Source organism: Kitasatospora sp. SC0581, assembly GCF_048159585.1.
Taxonomy (GTDB): Bacteria; Actinomycetota; Actinomycetes; order Streptomycetales; family Streptomycetaceae; genus Kitasatospora.
The window spans coordinates 42,405-59,462 of record NZ_JBLRWA010000012.1 but is presented as its reverse complement, the minus strand read 5'-3'; the positions used below and the strand labels follow the sequence as shown (position 1 = coordinate 59,462).

At 73.5% G+C, this 17,058-nt stretch carries 14 protein-coding genes and 1 other RNA gene; 5 read left to right on the top strand and 10 right to left on the bottom strand.

Annotated elements, in window-relative coordinates:
• Positions 1-141 precede the first annotated feature (141 nt).
• The 5 genes from ssrA to ftsE all read right to left on the bottom strand — a co-directional run bounded on the left by ssrA (position 142) and on the right by ftsE (position 4,060).
• Positions 142-523, bottom strand: a transfer-messenger RNA (tmRNA) gene (gene ssrA / locus ACLWS4_RS20025).
• A gap of 86 nt (positions 524-609) precedes the next feature.
• Positions 610-1,086, bottom strand: a complete 477-nt coding sequence (gene smpB, locus ACLWS4_RS20020; RefSeq protein WP_049653438.1) for an SsrA-binding protein SmpB — start codon at positions 1,084-1,086, stop codon at positions 610-612.
• Positions 1,087-1,130: 44 nt separating this feature from the next.
• Positions 1,131-2,267, bottom strand: coding sequence for a S41 family peptidase (locus ACLWS4_RS20015; protein WP_416874813.1), 1,137 nt, complete (start codon positions 2,265-2,267; stop codon positions 1,131-1,133).
• 112 nt (positions 2,268-2,379) lie between these two features.
• The gene (ftsX, locus tag ACLWS4_RS20010; RefSeq protein ID WP_049653435.1) at positions 2,380-3,291 is read right to left on the bottom strand and encodes a permease-like cell division protein FtsX; all 912 of its coding nucleotides are present in this window, start codon (positions 3,289-3,291) and stop codon (positions 2,380-2,382) included.
• A gap of 79 nt (positions 3,292-3,370) precedes the next feature.
• Positions 3,371-4,060 carry a cell division ATP-binding protein FtsE gene (gene ftsE / locus ACLWS4_RS20005; RefSeq protein ID WP_049653434.1) on the bottom strand — a complete coding sequence of 230 codons (690 nt, stop codon included), beginning with the start codon at positions 4,058-4,060 and terminating at the stop codon, positions 3,371-3,373.
• 351 nt (positions 4,061-4,411) lie between these two features.
• Here ftsE and ACLWS4_RS20000 point away from each other — a divergent pair, with 351 nt between their 5' ends.
• The gene (locus ACLWS4_RS20000) at positions 4,412-4,606 is read left to right on the top strand and encodes a hypothetical protein (RefSeq protein ID WP_049653432.1); all 195 of its coding nucleotides are present in this window, start codon (positions 4,412-4,414) and stop codon (positions 4,604-4,606) included.
• 64 nt (positions 4,607-4,670) lie between these two features.
• Here ACLWS4_RS20000 and prfB read toward each other — a convergent pair whose 3' ends face one another.
• The 3 genes from prfB to ACLWS4_RS19985 form a co-directional block, all read right to left on the bottom strand.
• Complete coding sequence (gene prfB / locus ACLWS4_RS19995; RefSeq protein ID WP_049653430.1) at positions 4,671-5,783, bottom strand: peptide chain release factor 2; 1,113 nt, start codon at positions 5,781-5,783, stop codon at positions 4,671-4,673.
• An 81-nt stretch (positions 5,784-5,864) separates the two neighbouring features.
• Positions 5,865-7,118, bottom strand: coding sequence for a serine/threonine-protein kinase (locus tag ACLWS4_RS19990; protein ID WP_117488036.1), 1,254 nt, complete (start codon positions 7,116-7,118; stop codon positions 5,865-5,867).
• Between the two features lie 253 nt (positions 7,119-7,371).
• On the bottom strand, positions 7,372-9,300 hold the full coding sequence (locus ACLWS4_RS19985) for a protein kinase domain-containing protein (protein ID WP_416874812.1): 1,929 nt from the start codon (positions 9,298-9,300) through the stop codon (positions 7,372-7,374).
• 380 nt (positions 9,301-9,680) lie between these two features.
• Between ACLWS4_RS19985 and ACLWS4_RS19980 the strand changes: the two genes are divergently transcribed.
• A complete protein-coding gene (locus ACLWS4_RS19980; RefSeq protein WP_388047389.1) occupies positions 9,681-12,518 on the top strand; it encodes an FHA domain-containing protein in 2,838 nt (945 codons plus the stop codon).
• Positions 12,519-12,900: 382 nt separating this feature from the next.
• Here the strand turns inward: ACLWS4_RS19980 and ACLWS4_RS19975 are convergent, their stop codons facing one another.
• Together ACLWS4_RS19975 and ACLWS4_RS19970 are read right to left on the bottom strand one after the other, a co-directional pair.
• Positions 12,901-13,452 carry a hypothetical protein gene (locus tag ACLWS4_RS19975; RefSeq protein ID WP_049650826.1) on the bottom strand — a complete coding sequence of 184 codons (552 nt, stop codon included), beginning with the start codon at positions 13,450-13,452 and terminating at the stop codon, positions 12,901-12,903.
• Positions 13,453-13,466: 14 nt separating this feature from the next.
• Positions 13,467-13,889: an ATP-binding protein gene (locus ACLWS4_RS19970; protein ID WP_416874811.1), complete on the bottom strand. Its 423-nt coding sequence runs from the start codon at positions 13,887-13,889 to the stop codon at positions 13,467-13,469.
• 199 nt (positions 13,890-14,088) lie between these two features.
• Between ACLWS4_RS19970 and ACLWS4_RS19965 the strand changes: the two genes are divergently transcribed.
• From ACLWS4_RS19965 to ACLWS4_RS19955, 3 genes are all read left to right on the top strand, one after another.
• On the top strand, positions 14,089-15,414 hold the full coding sequence (locus ACLWS4_RS19965; protein ID WP_416874863.1) for a tetratricopeptide repeat protein: 1,326 nt from the start codon (positions 14,089-14,091) through the stop codon (positions 15,412-15,414).
• Positions 15,415-15,502: 88 nt separating this feature from the next.
• The gene (locus tag ACLWS4_RS19960; RefSeq protein WP_416874810.1) at positions 15,503-16,048 is read left to right on the top strand and encodes an NUDIX hydrolase; all 546 of its coding nucleotides are present in this window, start codon (positions 15,503-15,505) and stop codon (positions 16,046-16,048) included.
• A gap of 243 nt (positions 16,049-16,291) precedes the next feature.
• A complete protein-coding gene (locus tag ACLWS4_RS19955) occupies positions 16,292-17,053 on the top strand; it encodes a hypothetical protein (protein WP_380782159.1) in 762 nt (253 codons plus the stop codon).
• Positions 17,054-17,058: the final 5 nt, after the last annotated feature.

Genomic DNA, 17,058 nt, shown 5'->3' with positions numbered 1-17,058 from the left:
GGTAGCGGCGGAATCCGGCTCCGGAAAACGAGCGGACGGATGATCCTACGCCGCGACCCCCCGGCCGCGCTGCTCCGGAACGTACAAAAATCGAAGGCCGCCCTCCGCGGAGCGGAGGACGGCCTTCGTGTCAACATGGGGTGGTGGAGATGCCGGGAATCGAACCCGGGTCCAGTGGAGTTAATTCAGGGCTTCTCCGAGCGCAGTCCGCTGTGATTTTCTCGGCCCTGGCGGTCACACGGACAAGCCGCCAACAGGCCCAGCTGCTGTTTGATTTCCCATCCGCCCTCGCAGCCCGGGCGGACGGTTGAGTTCCCTAGATTATGCCAGGGTCCGGGTCGGGAACTCCCCGGTCTGACACCCAAGCGCTATCGGTGCTTATTAGGCAGCGAGAGCGAACTGCTGGGAATCGCGCTTAGAGTTGGCGATTATTTTTTTGCGACACGTGGTTAACGAGATCATTGCCGCGTTCCTCGGCTCGCTTCCCCTGTTTCAACATCCCCTGTCGAAACCGATCATCCCCATGTTTTGTTGAGAAACAGCTCGGACGGTCATCGTCCGTGTTGCTTGCGCCATAGTACGCGAGGCGACGGGCGAGGGTCCAGCGGATTAACCCTGGCGTCGGCGGGCCGCCGCCACCGCGCGGGCCGTCTCGCGGGTGTCCTGCTTCTCGCGCAGCGTCTGGCGCTTGTCGTAGAGCTTCTTGCCGACCGCGAGCGCCAGTTCGAGCTTCACCCGGCCGTCCTTGAAGTACAGCGAGAGCGGGACCAGGGTGTGGCCCGCGTCGCGGACCTTGCTCTCGATCTTGTGGATCTCCATCCTGTGCAGCAGCAGCTTCCGCTTGCGCCGGGCCGCGTGGTTGGTCCACGTCCCCTGGGTGTACTCGGGGATGAAGACGTTGTCGATCCACGCCTCGTGGTTCTGGATGTACGCGTAGCCGTCGACCAGGTTGGCCCGCCCCTCGCGCAGCGACTTGACCTCGGTTCCGGTGAGGACGAGGCCGCACTCGTAGGTGTCGAGGATCGTGTACTCGTGTCGCGCCTTCTTGTTCTGCGCGATCAGCTTCTGTCCGGTTTCCTTTGCCATAACGCGGCCATTCTCGCACTTCGAGGCCGGATCGGGCAGCTGCTTTAGGCGCGGGTGCCCAGCCCCGAGAGGACCCGCAGGGCGAGCTCGTCGGCCTCCTCGCCCGAGCCGGCCGGGACGTCGGGGGTGAGGCCGGTGCCGTCCGGGGAGCGGCCCGCCGGGGTGTAGTAGCGGCCGACGGTCAGCTCCAGCACGGCGCCGTCGGCGAGCCGGCTGGGCTGCTGGACGGTGCCCTTGCCGAAGGTCCGCGAGCCCACCACCACGGCGCGGCTGCGGTCCTGGAGGGCTCCGGCCAGCAGTTCGGCGGCGCTCATCGTGCCGCCGTCCACCAGCAGCACCAGCGGGGTGCGCTGGTCGCCGCCGGGCGGGGCGGTCAACTCCCTGGTCTCGCCGCGCTCCTGGTACGAGCCGACCGTTCCGCCGTCCAGGAAGATCCCGGCGGTGCCGGCCGCCTCGTCGACCAACCCGCCCGAGTTGCCGCGCAGATCGAGCACCACGCCGGCGTGCGGGGCGCGCAGCGCGGCGCGCACCTGGTCGGCCACGCCGCTGGTGAAGCCGCGCACGGTCACCCGCAGCACGCCCTTGCCCAGCTGCTCCGCGGTGACCTGCCGGCTGTCCAGCAGCACGCGCCGCAGCCGCAGTTCGCGCTCCTCCCCCTCGCCGCGCCGGACCGCCAGGGTGACCTCGGAGCCGGCCCGGCGCTCCTCACCCTGGCCGCGCAGCCGCGCGACCACCTCGGTGACCGGCAGGTGGTCGGCCTGGTCCTGGCCGATCCGTACGAGCCGGTCGCCGGGGGCGATCCCGGCCGCGGCGGCCGGGCCGCCGGGCGCGACCTGGGAGACCTCGGTGACGCCGTCCTGGCCGCGGCCGACCGAGAGGCCGACGCCCGGGTACCGGCCGTCCAGGCCCTGGCTGAACTCCGCGTACTCCTGGGCGCTGTAGTACGCGCCCCAGCGGTCGCCGCCGGCCGCCAGCAGGTGCTCGGCCTGCTGCTCGGACAGGGCGGCGCCGGCCGGGTCCGCCGGGAGCCCGCCGGCGGCCCGGGCGGTGTCGGCGGACGGGCTGTGCGGCGGCCCGCCCGGGTCGCCCCAGGCGCCGGTGGCCGCGCCGGCCAGCAGCACGGCGCCGAACACCAGGCTGAGCGCGGCCACCTGGCGGGCCCTGCGCGGAGTTTGCAGCATGGACCGGAGTGTAGACACCGCTCCGAGCGGGACGAACCGGAACGACGGGCCCCGGAACGCCGACGGCCCCGGACGGCGCAGTGCCGTCCGGGGCCGTCGGGGCGTCCGGGAATCAGACCTTGAGGTACTTGCGCAGCGTGAAGAACGCCGCCACACCGGCCATGCCCATACCCACCACGATCAGCAGCGGTATCACCGCCAGCACCGAGCCGAGGCCGATGAAGTGGATGAACTGCACCCGGTCGGCCAGCCAGTTCTGGACGAAGAAGTGCCCGCCGATCAGCAGTCCGGAGGCCATCATCGCGCCCAGCAGCGCCGAGAAGGCCGCCTCGGCGATGAACGGCATCTGGACGTAGAAGTTCGACGCACCGACCAGGCGCATGATCCCGGTTTCACGCCGTCGGCTGTACGCCGACACCCGGACGGTGTTGACGATCAGCAGCAGCGCGACGAACAGCATCAGCACCATGATCACGAAGGCCGCCGTCTGGAGGCCGTTCAGCAGGCCGAACAGGTTCTCCAGGATCTTCCGCTGGTCCTCGACCGACTTGACGCCGGGCTTGCCGGCGAAGGCGCTCTGGATCACGTCGTACTTGGTCGGGTCGTTGAGCTTGACCCGCCAGGACTGCGGCATGGCGTCCGCGCCCAGGACGGAGATGAGCGGGTTGTCCGGGTTCATCTCCTTCCAGTGCTTGTACGCGTCGGCGGAGCTCTCGTAGGTGGACGACTGGACCACCGAGGTCATCTTGTCCAGCTGGTCCTTGATGTCCTGGACCTGCTGGTCGGTGGCCGCACCCTTGTCGCACTGGGGCGAGTTCCGGGCGTCCGCCTTGGTGCAGAAGTAGATGCTCACCTCGACCTTGTCGTACCAGTACCCCTTCATGGAGTTCACCTGGTCGCGGACCAGGAGCGAGGAACCGGCGAGGGCGAGGGAGAGCGCGACACTGACCACGACCGCGATGGTCATGGTCAGGTTGCGTCGGAGACCCACACCGATCTCCGACAGGACGAACTGGGCACGCATGCGGGAAACAACTCCAGGGTCGGTACTGCTCCGGGACTGGCGGTTCGGGCCGGCGGCCCTACGGGTCAGCGCTGGTCGGTCAGTGCTGGTACCCGTAGACGCCGCGGGCCTGGTCGCGGACGAGCAGCCCCTTGTCGAGCTCGATGACGCGCTTGCGCATCTGGTCGACGATGGCCTGGTCGTGGGTGGCCATCAGCACCGTGGTGCCGGTGCGGTTGATGCGGTCGAGCAGCTTCATGATGCCGACCGAGTTCTGCGGGTCGAGGTTGCCGGTGGGCTCGTCCGCGATGAGCAGCATCGGACGGTTCACGAAGGCCCGGGCGATCGCCACGCGCTGCTGCTCACCACCGGACAGCTCGCCCGGCATGCGGTCCTCCTTGCCGCCGAGGCCGACCAGCTCCAGCACCTCGGGCACCACCTTGTTGATGGCGCTCTTGGGCTTGCCGATCACCTCCAGCGCGAAGGCGACGTTCTGCGCGACCGTCTTGTTCGGCAGCAGGCGGAAGTCCTGGAAGACGGTGCCCAGCTGGCGGCGCATGTGCGGCACCTTCCAGTTGGACAGCTTGCCGAGGTCCTTGCCCAGCACGTGCACCGCCCCCGTGGTGGGGCGCTCCTCGCGCAGGCACAGGCGCAGGAAGGTGGACTTGCCCGAGCCGGACGAGCCGACCAGGAAGACGAACTCACCCTTCTCGATCTCCAGCGAGACGTTGTCCAGGGCGGGACGGTTCTGCTTGGGATAGGTCTTGGAGACGTTGTCGAATCTGATCACGGCTGCATCACGGAGGCCATCCTAGGCGGCGCCAGTCCTTGGGTCGGTCCGCCCCTGGGGCCCGGCCCGGGGGCGGTCGAAGGGAGCGCGGAGGGCCGCTCCCGGACTCGGACCATACGCGAATCGGCATCCGGCCCGCAGGGGCCGCCCGCGACAACGCCCGCCCCTTGGGAGAGAATGTCCGTTTATGCCCCGAATATCGGGGGCCATCTCGCAGCCCGGGAGCCGGAACCGCCGGAACCTGGCAGAGTGGAGGGGGCGACCGCGTCACGGCCGCTCCCCCGTACAGGGCAGCACATGGAACCAAAGCCCCGTCCGGCGCGTTGGCTGTAGCAGCGAGGAGGAGATCGCATGACCTGCGACCATCTGGTGTGCGCCAACTGCAACGGCCGCGTCAGCGACGGGCGTTGCCCGGTGTGCCGGGCCAACCGGGCCCGGATCCAGGAGCAGCAGAGCCCGTTCGCCGCACTCTCCCCCGCGATGCTGCTGGCCCTGCTGGCCGGGCTGCTCGCGGTGGCGCTGATCGCGCGGCAGGCTCTGGCCTGACAACCCACGAGACGTACGACGAAGGCCCCCGACCACTGCGGTCGGGGGCCTTCGTCGTCTGCCGCTACTCGGCGCTGGTCTCGCGCTGCTTGCGCCAGCGGATCCCGGCCTCGATGAAGCCGTCGATGTCGCCGTCCAGCACGGCCTGCGGGTTGCCGGCCTCGTACGCGGTGCGGACGTCCTTCACCATCTGGTACGGGTGCAGCACGTAGGAGCGCATCTGGTTGCCCCAGGAGCTGCCGCTGTCCTTGAGCGCGTCCATCGCCGCCTTCTCCTCCTGGCGGCGCCGCTCCAGCAGCTTGGCCTGGAGGACGTTCATCGCGGACGCCTTGTTCTGGATCTGCGAGCGCTCGTTCTGGCAGGAGACCACGATGCCGGTCGGGATGTGCGTGATGCGCACCGCCGAGTCGGTGGTGTTGACGCCCTGACCGCCGGGGCCGGAGGCGCGGTAGACGTCCACCCGGAGCTCGCCCTCGTCGATGTCGACGTGGTCGGACTGCTCGACGACGGGGAGCACCTCGACACCGGCGAAGGAGGTCTGCCGGCGGCCCTGGTTGTCGAACGGCGAGATGCGGACCAGGCGGTGGGTGCCCTGCTCGACCGAGAGGGTGCCGTAGGCGTACGGGGCCTTCACGGTGAAGGTCGCGGACTTGATGCCGGCCTCTTCGGCGTACGAGGTGTCGTACACCTCGGTGGGGTACCCGTGCCGCTCGGCCCAGCGCAGGTACATGCGCATGAGCTGCTCGGCGAAGTCGGCGGCGTCCACGCCACCGGCCTCGGCGCGGATGTTGATCAGCGCCTCGCGGGCGTCGTACTCGCCGGACAGGAGGGTACGGACCTCCAGCTCCTCGACCGCCTTCTGGAGGGCGACGAGCTCGTTCTCGGCCTCGGTGCGGGTGTCCGCGTCGTCCTCGGCCTCGGCGAGCTCGAACAGCACGCCCAGGTCGTCGATACGGCTGCGCAGGCCCTCGACCCGGCGCAGTTCGCCCTGGAGGAAGGAGAGCCGGCTGGTCACCTTCTGCGCGTTCGCGACGTCGTCCCACAGGGTGGGGGCGGCTGCCTCCTCCTCCAGGACCGCGATGTCGGCCCGGATCTTGTCCAGGTCGATGACGGCCTCGATCGACCCCATGGTCGTATCGAGGTTCTTGAGCTCTTCGGAAGGATCGACGGCTGCCACGCCCCCAGGGTAATGGTTCCGGGAGTGGTCATGACGACACCCCCGGTCCCCCCGGCCTCACGACGGCGGCCACGGCCCCGGCTACGGCGCCCGCGGGGCCGTGCCGGACACCGCCGGACGGGCCGGGTGGCCGCCGTCCGGGACGGTGGCCGCGAAGGCCGTCCAGGCCGCGGCGGCGCCCGCCAGCAGCAGCACGGTGGCGATCAGCACGGCCAGCAGCCGGCGGCGGCGCAGCAGCGCCTGGCGGTCCCGGCGGTGGCCCGGGGCGGCGCGCTGGGCGCGGGACTCGAGCGCGTACGCGGCCAGCTCGTCGGCCGACGGGCGGCGCAGGCTGGTGTGGGTGTCCCGGGTGGAGTCCGGGGCGGCGCCGGGCACCAGCGGGACGGCCGGGCCGCGGCGGCGCTTGTGGATGCCGGGGCCGGCGTCGATCTCGGCGTAGACGGCCTCGCCGGGGGTCAGCTGCTCCTCGGCCGGGGCCCGGCCCTGGCCGGGCACGGCGAGCACCGGCAGGCCTGCCAGCGAGGGCAGCTGCTCGCGCAGCCGCGAGGCCAGCTCGGCGGCGCGCAGCCGGGAGGCCGGGGCCTTGGCCAGGCACTCGGAGATGATCCGCCACAGCCCGTCCGGCAGGCCGGGGATCGGCGGGACCTGCTCGGTGACGTGCCGGCGCAGCACCGCGCCGGTGTGGCCGCCGCCGAACGGGGTGAAGCCGGCCAGCAGCTCGTACAGCACGGTGGCGAGGGCGTAGATGTCGACGGCGGCGCGCGGCTCCAGGCCCTCGATGATCTCGGGGGCGAGGTAGTCCGGGGTGCCGATGATCCGGGTGGCCCGGGTGCGGCGCGGGGCGTCGACCAGGCGGGCCACCCCGAAGTCGGTGAGCTTGGCGCGCGGGGCGCCGCCGGGGCCGGGGGCGGCGGCGAGGTCGAGCAGGACGTTCTCCGGCTTGACGTCGCGGTGGACGATCCCGGCCGCGTGCGCGGCGGCCAGGCCGTCGGCGACGTCGGCGATGACCGAGGCGGCGGTCTGCGGGGGCAGCGCGCCGTCCCGCTCCAGCCGGGAGCGCAGGTCGGTGCCCTGGACCAGCTCCATCACCAGGGCGAGGTCGCTGCCGTCCACCACCATGTCGCGCACGCCGACCACCCGGGGGTGGTCGAGGCTGGTCAGCGCGGTGCGCTCCTGGACGAAGCGGCCGACCAGCACCTGGTCGGCGGCGAGGTCCTCGCGCAGCAGCTTGACCGCCACCGGGCCGTCGGGCCCTTCACCGAGCCAGACCGTCCCGGCCGAACCCCGGCCGATCACCTGGTGGACGGTGTACCGGCTGCCGATCTTGCGTGCCAATGCTGCTCCGTGGGCGGCGCGGGAGCGCTCCGGGGGTCCGGCGCGCTCGGTGGGGCGGGACAACAGCGACCAACCTACGCGCCCGGAGGGCCTGCGGGGGCCGCCCGAAGGGCCCGGAGCGGGAGTCCCGGCCGAGAAATCTCGATAATTGTCGACATAGCGTCAATGCAGCCGCCCGGGCGGGCCGGAGGCCGGAACGCCGTCCGGACCCGGACCGGTTCCGGCTCCGGATCGGCTCCGGCCTCGGGCGGCGCTACTTGCCGAAGAGGCTGTTCGCCCAGTCGCGCGCCGAGTCGAACCAGCCCACGACGTTGTCCCAGTAGTGCGGCAGCGGCGTGAAGTTCCACAGCGCCACCCCGGCCACGGCCAGCACCAGCAGCACCATCAGACAGCCCTTGAAGCAGCCGAGCCCCGGGATGTACATCCGGTTGCGGCTGCGCGGGCGCGGCTCGCGGGCCGGCCCGGGCTCGCGGCGGGCCGGGGCCGGCGGCTCCTCGCGGCGCTGCGGCGGGGCCTCCCGGTACTGCGGCGCGGGCGGCTCGGCCCGGCGCGGCACCGGGGTGGGCGCGGGCGGCGGCGGGTAGCCGCCCTGCGACTGGCCGTACCCGCCCGGGGCCTGCCGGTAGCCGCCGGGCGGCTGCGGACGGCCGCCCTGGCCCCGCTGGCCGCCCTGGCTTCCCGGGCCGGCCTGGCCCGCCTGGTAGGGCGGCGGGGCCACCGGCGGGCGCTGGGCGTAGCCGGGCGGGGGCGGGGCCTGGCGGTAGCCGCCGGGCTGCTGCCCGCCGGGGCGCCCGCCCGGGGCGCCCTGGCCCGGCCGGTGCCCCTGGCCGCCGTGGCCGCCCGGTCCGGCCGGGCCCCCCTGCCCGGCCTGGTAGGGCTGCGGGGCGACCTGCGGCTGCGGGAGGTCCTCGTAGTCCTCCGGGCCGAAGTAGCCGACCTGGGTCTGCTGGTTGCGGTCCCGCGCCGCGCGCAGCTGGGTCTGCCACGGGTGCGGCGCCTCCTCCTGCGGCGGCCCGGCGGGCGGGGGCGGCGGCACGGCGGCGGGCGGCATCACCCGGGTGCGGTCCGGGGCGCCCTGCGGGGGCGGCGGCTGGGTGCCCATCACCGCGGTCGCCGCGGCCGGGTCGTACTGCCCGCTGGTCGGCGGCAGCACCTGGGTGTGGTCCTCGGCGCCGGGGGCCGTACCGGGGACCATGAAGCCCGGGGCCAGGGCGCCCGGCACCATCGCGGGCGGCAGCGGCGGCATGCTGCCGGGGACGGCCGTCGGCTGCGGGTCCGGCAGCAGCAGGGCGCCGACCGCCAGCGCCTCGTCCACCGCCGCCGGGGAGGCGTGCACGCCGACCCCGGCCGCGACCACCCGCAGCGCGTGCGCCAGCGAGGTGGCACCGGGCCGCTGGGCCGGGTCCTTGCGCAGGCAGCGCTCGATCACCGTCCAGAGCGGCTCGGGCATGGTGCTGGGCCGCTGCGGCTCCTGGGCCAGGTGGGCCTGGAGCACGGCGAGGGCGCTGTCGCCCTGGAACGGCTGGCGGCCGGTGACCAGCTCGTACAGCATGATCCCGGCGCCGTACACGTCCACCGCGGAGGTCTGCGGACGGCCCTCGGCGGACTCCGGCGCGACGTAGGCGGGGGTGCCGACGAACTCGTGGGTGCGGGTGACGCCCGGGGAGTCGGCGAGCCGGGCGATGCCGAAGTCGGTCAGCAGCGGGTGCATCCGCTCGACGCCGTCCACCACGGTGGAGGCGAGCATCACGTTGGCCGGCTTGAGGTCGCGGTGGACGATCCCGTCCGCGTGGCTGGCCGCCAGCGCGTCCGCGACCTGGGCCATCAGCAGGGCGCCGGCGATCGGGCTGAACGGGCCGTTGGCACGCAGGTAGCGGGCCAGGTCGGGGCCGTCCACCAGGTCCATCACCAAGGCCAGCAGCTCGCCCTCGACGACCAGGTCGCGGACCCGGACGATGTTGGGGTGGGTCAGCCGCAGCAGCAGGGAGCGCTCGCGCAGGAAGCGCATCACCACGTCGGGGTCGGCGGCCAGCTCCTCGCGCAGCACCTTGATCGCCACCCGCTGCCCGGGCGGGCAGCCCGGCACCTGGACGTCCTCGCGCACCACGCCGCGCCAGACGGTGCCGGTCGCACCCCGCCCGAGGGTCTCATCCAGCAGATACTTGCTGCCGACTGGCCGCACCTGTCGCACTCCTCGCCGTGCCGCCCGCGCGGGGCGCTCCTCCGCCGGTGCGGTGAGCCTGCCGGGCCCGTGTCTGCGGCCACTCTAACGGTGACCGTACGGGTTTTTGAGGTGGTCGGTAGGCCATCCGCACGGTCTGGGGAAGGGTTGGGGGAGATCCCCTAGGGAAGGTCCCGGGCACCCCGCGAGAGGACCGTCGACCTGACTCTCCGTCGCCCCGGTCACGGCCACGATCGCAAGATCGTCAAATCCGGTACGGTGCGCGGACCGTCCACGACGGATGGCAGGATGGACACTCGCCACTCGTGTGGCCCAACGGTGCCCTTGGCACCGGGCAGCGGCACCAGGCTTCACATCAGCAGAAGGGACCCGCGGGCGAGATGCAGATCCGGCTGACCGTCCTCCGACCGCGCAGCGGCCCGTCCGCCGCCGGCTCCGCCATTCCCTACGTGGACGTGCTGGTGACCGCGCCCGTCGGCACCGCACTCGGCGCCATCGCGGGCGCGCTCGCGGGTGCCGTGGGCGTGCGCGGGCCGCGGGCCGCCACCCACGTACACCTGTACGCCGGGGCGCACCGGGTCGACGAGCACACCCTGCTCGGCCACCCCCCGCTGCTCGACGGCGCCGTCCTCAGCCTGAACGAGCCCGACCCGACCGCCGACGACCCCGACGACGCCCCCGCCGCCGCCGAACTGCGGGTGGTCGGCGGCCCCGACGCCGGCGGCGTGCACCGGCTGCACGGCCGGGAGATCCGGATCGGCCGCTCCGCCGAGGCCGACGTCCCGCTCGACGACCCGGACGTCTCCCGGCTGCACCTCTCCCTGCACCTCGCCGAGGACGGCCGGATCTCCGTACGCGACCTCGGCTCCACCAACGGCACCGCCCTGGACGGCCGGCTCGTCCCGCCCGTCCCGCCGGAGGCCGCCGTCCCGCTGGAGCCCGGCGCCGTGCTGCGGATCGGCGAGTCCACCCTCCAGGTGACCGCCCCCGACCCGGCCGAGGCCGCCGGAGCCGTCCGCGCCGCCCTGCCGGACGGCCACGGCCACCTCCAGCTCGCCGCCCCCGGGCCGGTCCGGCCCGCACCGCCCGTGGTCGAGCCGCCCGCCGCCCCCGAACCCGCGCCCGGCCGCGGCCGCGGCCTCTTCTCCCTGCTGCCCGGCCGCGCCGCCGAACCGCCCGGTCAGGAGAGCGCCGAGCGCCACCACGCCGCGGTCCGGCTGCGCCAGACCGCCGCCCAGCGCGAACGCTGGCCCGACCTCGCCACCCTGCTGCTCAACGCCGTCGGCCCCGGCCCCCGGCTCTGGGAGCGCGGCCCCGGCCACCCCGACGCGCTCACCCTGCGGCTCGGCACCGCCGACCGCCCCGGCGGCCCCGGCACCACGCCCGGCACCATGCTGCCCGCCGTCCCGGTCACCCTCGACCTGCAGACCGCCGGCAGCCTCGGCCTCAGCGGCCCGCGCGAGCGCCTGGACGCGCTCACCCGCGCCGTCGTCGCCCAGCTCGCCGCGCTGCACCCGCCGACCGGGCTGAGCCTGGTCGTGGTCGACGCCGACCCGGCCCGCGCCGCCGAGGACCGCGTCGACACCTGGGCCTGGGCCCTGTGGCTGCCCCACCTGCGCCCGGTCGACGGCCAGGACTGCCGGCTGCTGATCGGCCTCGACGACGAACAGGCCACCGCCCGGCTGACCGAGCTCACCGCCCGGCTCAGCGGCCCCAGCGGCCTCGGCGGCCACCCCGCCACCGTGGTCGTGGTCGACGGCCGCCCGGCCACCGAGGCCGCCCGGCAGGCGCTCGACCTGCTGCTGCGCCAGGGCCCGGCGGTCGGCATCTTCCCGATCTGCCTCGCCGAGCAGCCCGAACTGCTCCCCCGGGGCCTCGGCGCCACCGCCCTGATCACCGGCGAGGTCGGCACCCAGCTGTCGCTGTCCCGGCCGGTCGCCCGCGGCCGGGAGACCCTCCACGAGGTCTCGCTGGACGCCGTCTCGGACGCCTGGGCCGAACGGCTCGCCCGGGTCCTCGCCCCGCTGCGCGAGGCCACCCCGGCCGCCCGCGGCCCGCTGCCCGACGTGCTGCGGCTGCTCGACCTGCTGCAGCTCGACACCGTCACCCCGGCCAAGCTGTCCGCCCGCTGGGACGCCCACGCCGGCGGCATCGGCGCCGCCACCGCCCTGCTCGGCACCACCCGGGACGAGCTCTGCACCCTCGACCTCGCCGACCCCGAACTCACCGTCCCCTCCCCCGACCCGGGCGGCCCGCACCTGCTGATCGGCGGCGCCCGCGGCTCCGGCAAGACCGAGCTGCTGCGCACCCTGGTCGCCTCGCTCGCCGTCTCCGAGCGGCCCGGGCGGCTCGCCGTCACGATCATCGAGGGCCGGGCCACCGCGGACGGCCAGGACGGACTGGACGGCTGCACCGAGCTGCCGCACGTCAGCGGCCGGGTGAACGCCGCCGCCGACCCGCGCGCCGCGCTGCTCGCGGCCGAGGCACTGGAGGACGAACTCACCCTGCGGGAACGGCTGTTCGACGGGCTGGACTTCGCCTCCTGGCATGCCGCCCGCATCCTGGACGCGCAGAGCCTGGACGGGCCGGAGGCGGACGCCGAGCACCCCAAGGTCCCGGTGCCCGCCGCCGTCGGCGGCGGAGCGGCCACCACGCCCCGGATCATCCCGCCGCGCAGCGCGGAGGGCCCCCGCCCGACCGGCCCCGCCGCTCCCCCCGCCCGGCTGGTCGTCGTCGTCGACGACTACGACGCCCTGCTCTCCCCCACCTCCGCCGCCGGCCGCCCGCTCGCCCGCGCGCTGGCCGCCGTCGCCCGCCGCGGCGGACCGCTCGGCGTCCACCTCGCCGTCGCCACCGGCCGCCCGGAGGAGAGCGCCGGCACCGAGGTGGACGAGGCCGCGCTGCTGCGGATCGCCCTGCGCACCGAGGACCCGGCCGACTCCGACCTGCTGATCCACCTCGGCGACGCGGCCGCCCTGCCCGAGGACACCCCCGGCCGCGGCTACCTCCGCCTCCCGGACGGCGGCGTCACCGCCTTCCAGACCGCCCGGATCAGCGGCCGCATCCCGCGCACCGCCACCCTGCGGCCCACCGTCGTCGCGATAGACCCGCTCCAGCTCGGCGCCCCACCGGCCCGCCGGCCCGTCCGCGAACTCGGCAACGGCCCCACCGACCTCGCCCTCCTCGCCAGCGCCCTCCAACGCGCCGCCGCCCGCTGACCCCTCCGGGCGCCGCCTTGTGCGTGGGAAGTCGGCCCGGCCGACTTCCCACGCGGCCGGTGACCCCGGCCACCTCGCCTCGCACCCCGTTGCCGCTTCGGCCGACCCGAAGCGGCAACGGCATCAGGCACCACTCCCCGCACAGGAAGTCGTCAGGTCGACTTCCTGTGCGGGGAGAGCCACAACCGCCGCGCTCCTCGCCGCAGGTCGCCCGCCCGCCAGGACGACAAGGCCCAGGCGGTCCCGACCGAGAAGGGCCGGGCCGCCGGAACCGCCGCCGAGCAGCACTCCCTTCACCCCGTCATCCGCCGCCGCTTCGGCCTTGCCGAAGCGGCGCCGGGCCACTCCTGCGCGAGAAGTCGGCCGGGCCGACTTCCCGTGCTTACGGGTGGGTTGCGCGGGCGCGGCAGCGGGTGAGGGCGTAGGTGATGCGGCGGTCGGAGGGGAGCGTGGTGGCGAGGAGTTCGCCGGCCGTGACGAGGGTGGTCCAGTAGAGGGCGGGGTCGCCGGTGCGGGGAAGGGGATGCGCGGCGGCGAGGGAGAGGTACGCGGAGATGAGGTTGCCAGTGGTGAACCAGCGTTGGAGGCCGTGGTGGTGGCCCGGTCGGATGCCGCCCATGGCGTCGATGGCGACGAGGAAGTGTTCGACGACGGCGAGTTCGGTGTCGGTGAGCGACTTGGGGACGTCGAAGACGCCGAGGGCTTCGAGGAGTTCGCCGGTGTCGGTCTCGGTGTCGGGCCGGGGGTCGGCAAGGAGGGCGTCGTAGCACTCGGCCAGGCGGCGGGTGGTTTCGGCGTGGGGGATGTCGAGGGCGAGGCAGACGGCGCGCGCGACGGGCAGGGGCGGGTGGCCGAGGCGGGCCAGGAGGGCGTAGGTCGCGGCCGGGGTGGCCCCACGGGAGAGGGTGTGCCGGGCGAGGGTGACGAGGTTCATGGAAGAAGCGGCTCTCAGGCGAGGGTGGTGACGGGGGCGATATGGGCCCAGACGAACTTGCCGATACCACAAGGGCGGGGGGCGCAACCCCACCGTTCGGCAAGTTCGTCGACAAGGAACAGACCGCGCCCCTTCTCATCGTCGGGGACGGCGGTCCGGAGGATCGGCCGTCCGGTGCCCGCGTCGTGTACTTCGAGGCGCAAGCGGGAGCCGGTGAGAGCGAAGCGGACCTCGATGTGGCGGTCGTCGGGGGCGTCGGAATGCAGGACGGCATTGGCGAAGAGCTCGCCGAGGAGCAGTTCGGCGGTGTCGCGGTAGCGGTCCCCGGAGGGCAGCCCGGAGAGGTAGGCCCGGAGCAAGTACCGCGCGAGGGGCGTGGATTCGGTCCGCGCGTCGAGGCGTGCGACGAACATGCGGGGGCGGCGGGACATCAGCATGGGGGCACCTCGAAGGGGAACGCGGACGGGACCATTCGCACCACGGCTGGTGATTGGCCGATGACGAACAGTCAACATCCGTGCCCTGCGGTCGGCTATGGTCGGGGCGCGCCCGGACGTTGAAACCCTTGAAACCCACCTGCCAGGGGGAACTGTCGTGCGAACCGACCGTGGGCCGAACCACAGGCTCGCCTCACTGATGGCCGAAGCCGCCTGGGGCAACGGCGATTTGGCTCGGGCCGTCAACCGGACCGGCACCGAGACCGGGCAGCGGCTGAAGTACGACGCCTCGGCCGTCTCCCACTGGCTCAGCGGCACCTCGCCTACGGCGAAGGCCCTGCCGGTCGTCCTGGAGACACTGGCGCGGAGGCTCAAGCGGCCGATCACCGCCGTCGAGGCCGGATTCCGCGGGACACCTACCCCTGTTGACCAGCCGACGGATACGGTGTCAGGGCTGATCGACCTGGGGAGCCTCGATATGGACCCGTCCCGGCGCGGAATCCTCACGGCCGGCCTCTACTCGGTGGCCCTCACCATCCCCGGCTGGCCCGACGTGGTGGGCCGCTTCGAGAGACTGCGGACCGACCCCCACCTGCGGATCGGCATGGCGGAGGTCCAGGCGGTCGCGGCGATGACCGAGCGGATCAGCGACCTGGACGACCAGTTCGGCGGCCGGATGACCCGTCCGATGGCCGCCTCGTTCCTGGTCAACACGATCGCCCCGTACCTGCGGGCGGACGCCGGTGAGGACGTCCGCAAGGCCATGCTGTCGGCCGCCGCCGACCACTGCTACCTGACCGGCTACATGGCCGTGGACGAACGCCACGACTCCCTGGCCCAGCGCTACTACACGAAAGCGCTGGAGCTGGCCGGGCACGCGGACGACCACCTCACGTACTGCACCACCCTGCGCGGCATGAGCGTCCAGGCCGTCAATCTCGGCCACGGCAGCAGCGCCCTGCGGCTCGCGGACGCCGCCTCGGCCGCTTCCCCGGAGGCCGGTCCCCGCATGAGGGCCTTCCTCGCCGGCCAGCAGGCCCACGCCCTCGCCCAGACCGGGGACAGGATCGGAGCCCTGCTCCACCTGCGCACAGCGGAAGTCGCGATGGATCAGGCCGAGTCGAAGGCGAAGGTCGTCGGCCGCTACGATCCCGCCGCCCTCGCGTACCACGTCGCCCAGGTCAACTACGAGCTCGGCGACCGCGATGGCGCGATCCGCGCGCTCCAGCACTCCGAGAAGCTCCGACCCCCGGTGTACCGCGGGTCCCGCGTACGCGCTCTCGCCATGCTCGCCGAGTGGCAGCTCGGAGCCGGCCGACTGGAAGAGGCCGTCCAGAACTGGCACCTCGCCCTGGACGACTATCCGACCATCCAGTCCGGCCGGGCCGACGACCGCTTCCGCTCGATGCTCTCCGCGACCCGGCCGCACCGCCGCAACCCCCACGTGCGCGGGCTCCTCGAACGCGCCCGCCCCATGGCGGGCGGCCGAGGACCGGCCCGAACGGTACGGGAGACCAGGGCATGACCAGCGGCGAACCGGTCGTGCCCGTGCAGGCCACACGCGTGAGAGGGTCGGGAACGCAACTGGTGCGCGTGTGAGGGAGGGACCGCTCGTGGAGTGGGAGGTGTTCGGGCGTCGGCAGGTGTTCGGGAGTCCGTGGGTCGAGGTCTGGCTCGATGACGTCAACATCCCCGGTGTCGGCCGGATCGACCACCACGTCGTCCGCTACCCCCGCTCCTCGACCACCGCCGTCGTCACCAACGAGGCCGGCGAGTTCCTGCTTCTCTACCGGCACCGGTTCATCACCGGCCGCTGGGGCTGGGAGGTGCCGGCCGGTTGGGTCGAGCCCGGCGAGGAGCCGGCGGCGGCCGTCGTCCGCGAGGTCGAGGAGGAGACCGGCTGGCGTCCAGGCCGGGCCGAGCTGTTGACCGAGTACGACGCCATGGCCGGCATCGGCGACGCCCACTTCCACGCCTACCACGTCACCGACTGCATCCGGATCGGCGAGCCCGAGGACGTCTCCGAGGCGAGTCGCGTGGAGTGGGTCCCGGAGGGCGAGGTGGTGAAGCTGCTGACGAGCGGCGGGGTTCCGGACGGGCCGTCGCACGCCGCCCTGTCCTACTACCTCGGCCCGCATCGACTCGCTCGGTACTCCTGAACACCTCGCCCGGCGTGGGGGCGCACTCGGTGCGGGGGGCTTGGGCTTCACGCTCGAACGGTTCGCACTCTTCGTAGTGGCTGTGCTACTTTCCGCATCATCAACAGAACATAGGAGACCCCGGCGGTGGTGGAACACCCCGGGGTCAGGCACCAGGAGCAAGGACTCCAGATGCGGATTCATCGTAGCGTTCATTCGCGCGCGTTCAGCGTGCTTCCGAACGGCCTGTTGCAGGACCGGCGGTTGAGTTACACCGCTCGTGGCCTCCTCGCCGACCTGCTCTCCCGCCCCGACGGGTGGCGGGAGGACGGGCGGCAGATGGCGGACAGCAGTCCGCAGGGGCGGGGCGCCATCCGACGGGCCCTCAAGGAACTGAAGGACGCCGGGTACTACCGGGTCGACAGGGTCCGGATGGCCGACGGGACGGTCCGGTCCGAGGCCCACGTCTTCGACACCCCGCAGCCCGAACCGGCTGTCCCCCGCCCGGCCTCCGGTGGAGGGAGTTCCGGCCGCGCTGTCACCCCTCCCGTAAAGGACCCGGGACAAGAACCCACCCTCCCGGATGAACGGACGCGGGCCGCCGTGGCCACCCTGTTCCGGGTGATCCGGCCCGAACCCCGCCTGCGCCTCGGCGAGGCCGAGGCCCGCGCGTTGGCACCACTCGTCACACAATGGCTGGAACGGGGCTGCGACGAAGCCGAGTTGGCCCACGCCCTGCTCCCCGGACTGCCGCAGCCGATGCACTCCCCGGTGGCGATCCTCCGGGACCGCCTGCAACGGAAACTGCCGCCGGAACGAGCCGCGCCCCCGCCGACGCCGTACGCCGAGTGCGGCCGCTGCCACGACCCGGTACCCCGCCCCGGCATCTGCCGCGCCTGCGCGGGCCTCGGCACGAGAACCGTCGCCGTCGGCACCGGCGCGCCCGCCACCCCCGGAGGCGTCGCCCGCGCCCGCGCCGCCCTACGGGGGTGGCAGTCGCCGTCCGCCGTGGCGCTGGGCAGCTGACCTTC

Bases quoted from the DNA above. Each gene is read 5' to 3' on its own strand.
- ftsX (WP_049653435.1), bottom strand. From the start codon at position 3,291: ATGCGTGCCCAGTTCGTCCTGTCGGAGATCGGTGTGGGTCTCCGACGC.
- ACLWS4_RS19980 (WP_388047389.1), top strand. From the start codon at position 9,681: ATGCAGATCCGGCTGACCGTCCTCCGACCGCGCAGCGGCCCGTCCGCC.
- ACLWS4_RS20000 (WP_049653432.1), top strand. From the start codon at position 4,412: ATGACCTGCGACCATCTGGTGTGCGCCAACTGCAACGGCCGCGTCAGC.
- smpB (WP_049653438.1), bottom strand. From the start codon at position 1,086: ATGGCAAAGGAAACCGGACAGAAGCTGATCGCGCAGAACAAGAAGGCG.
- ACLWS4_RS19965 (WP_416874863.1), top strand. From the start codon at position 14,089: ATGGCCGAAGCCGCCTGGGGCAACGGCGATTTGGCTCGGGCCGTCAAC.
- ACLWS4_RS19970 (WP_416874811.1), bottom strand. From the start codon at position 13,889: ATGCTGATGTCCCGCCGCCCCCGCATGTTCGTCGCACGCCTCGACGCG.
- ACLWS4_RS19975 (WP_049650826.1), bottom strand. From the start codon at position 13,452: ATGAACCTCGTCACCCTCGCCCGGCACACCCTCTCCCGTGGGGCCACC.
- ACLWS4_RS20015 (WP_416874813.1), bottom strand. From the start codon at position 2,267: ATGCTGCAAACTCCGCGCAGGGCCCGCCAGGTGGCCGCGCTCAGCCTG.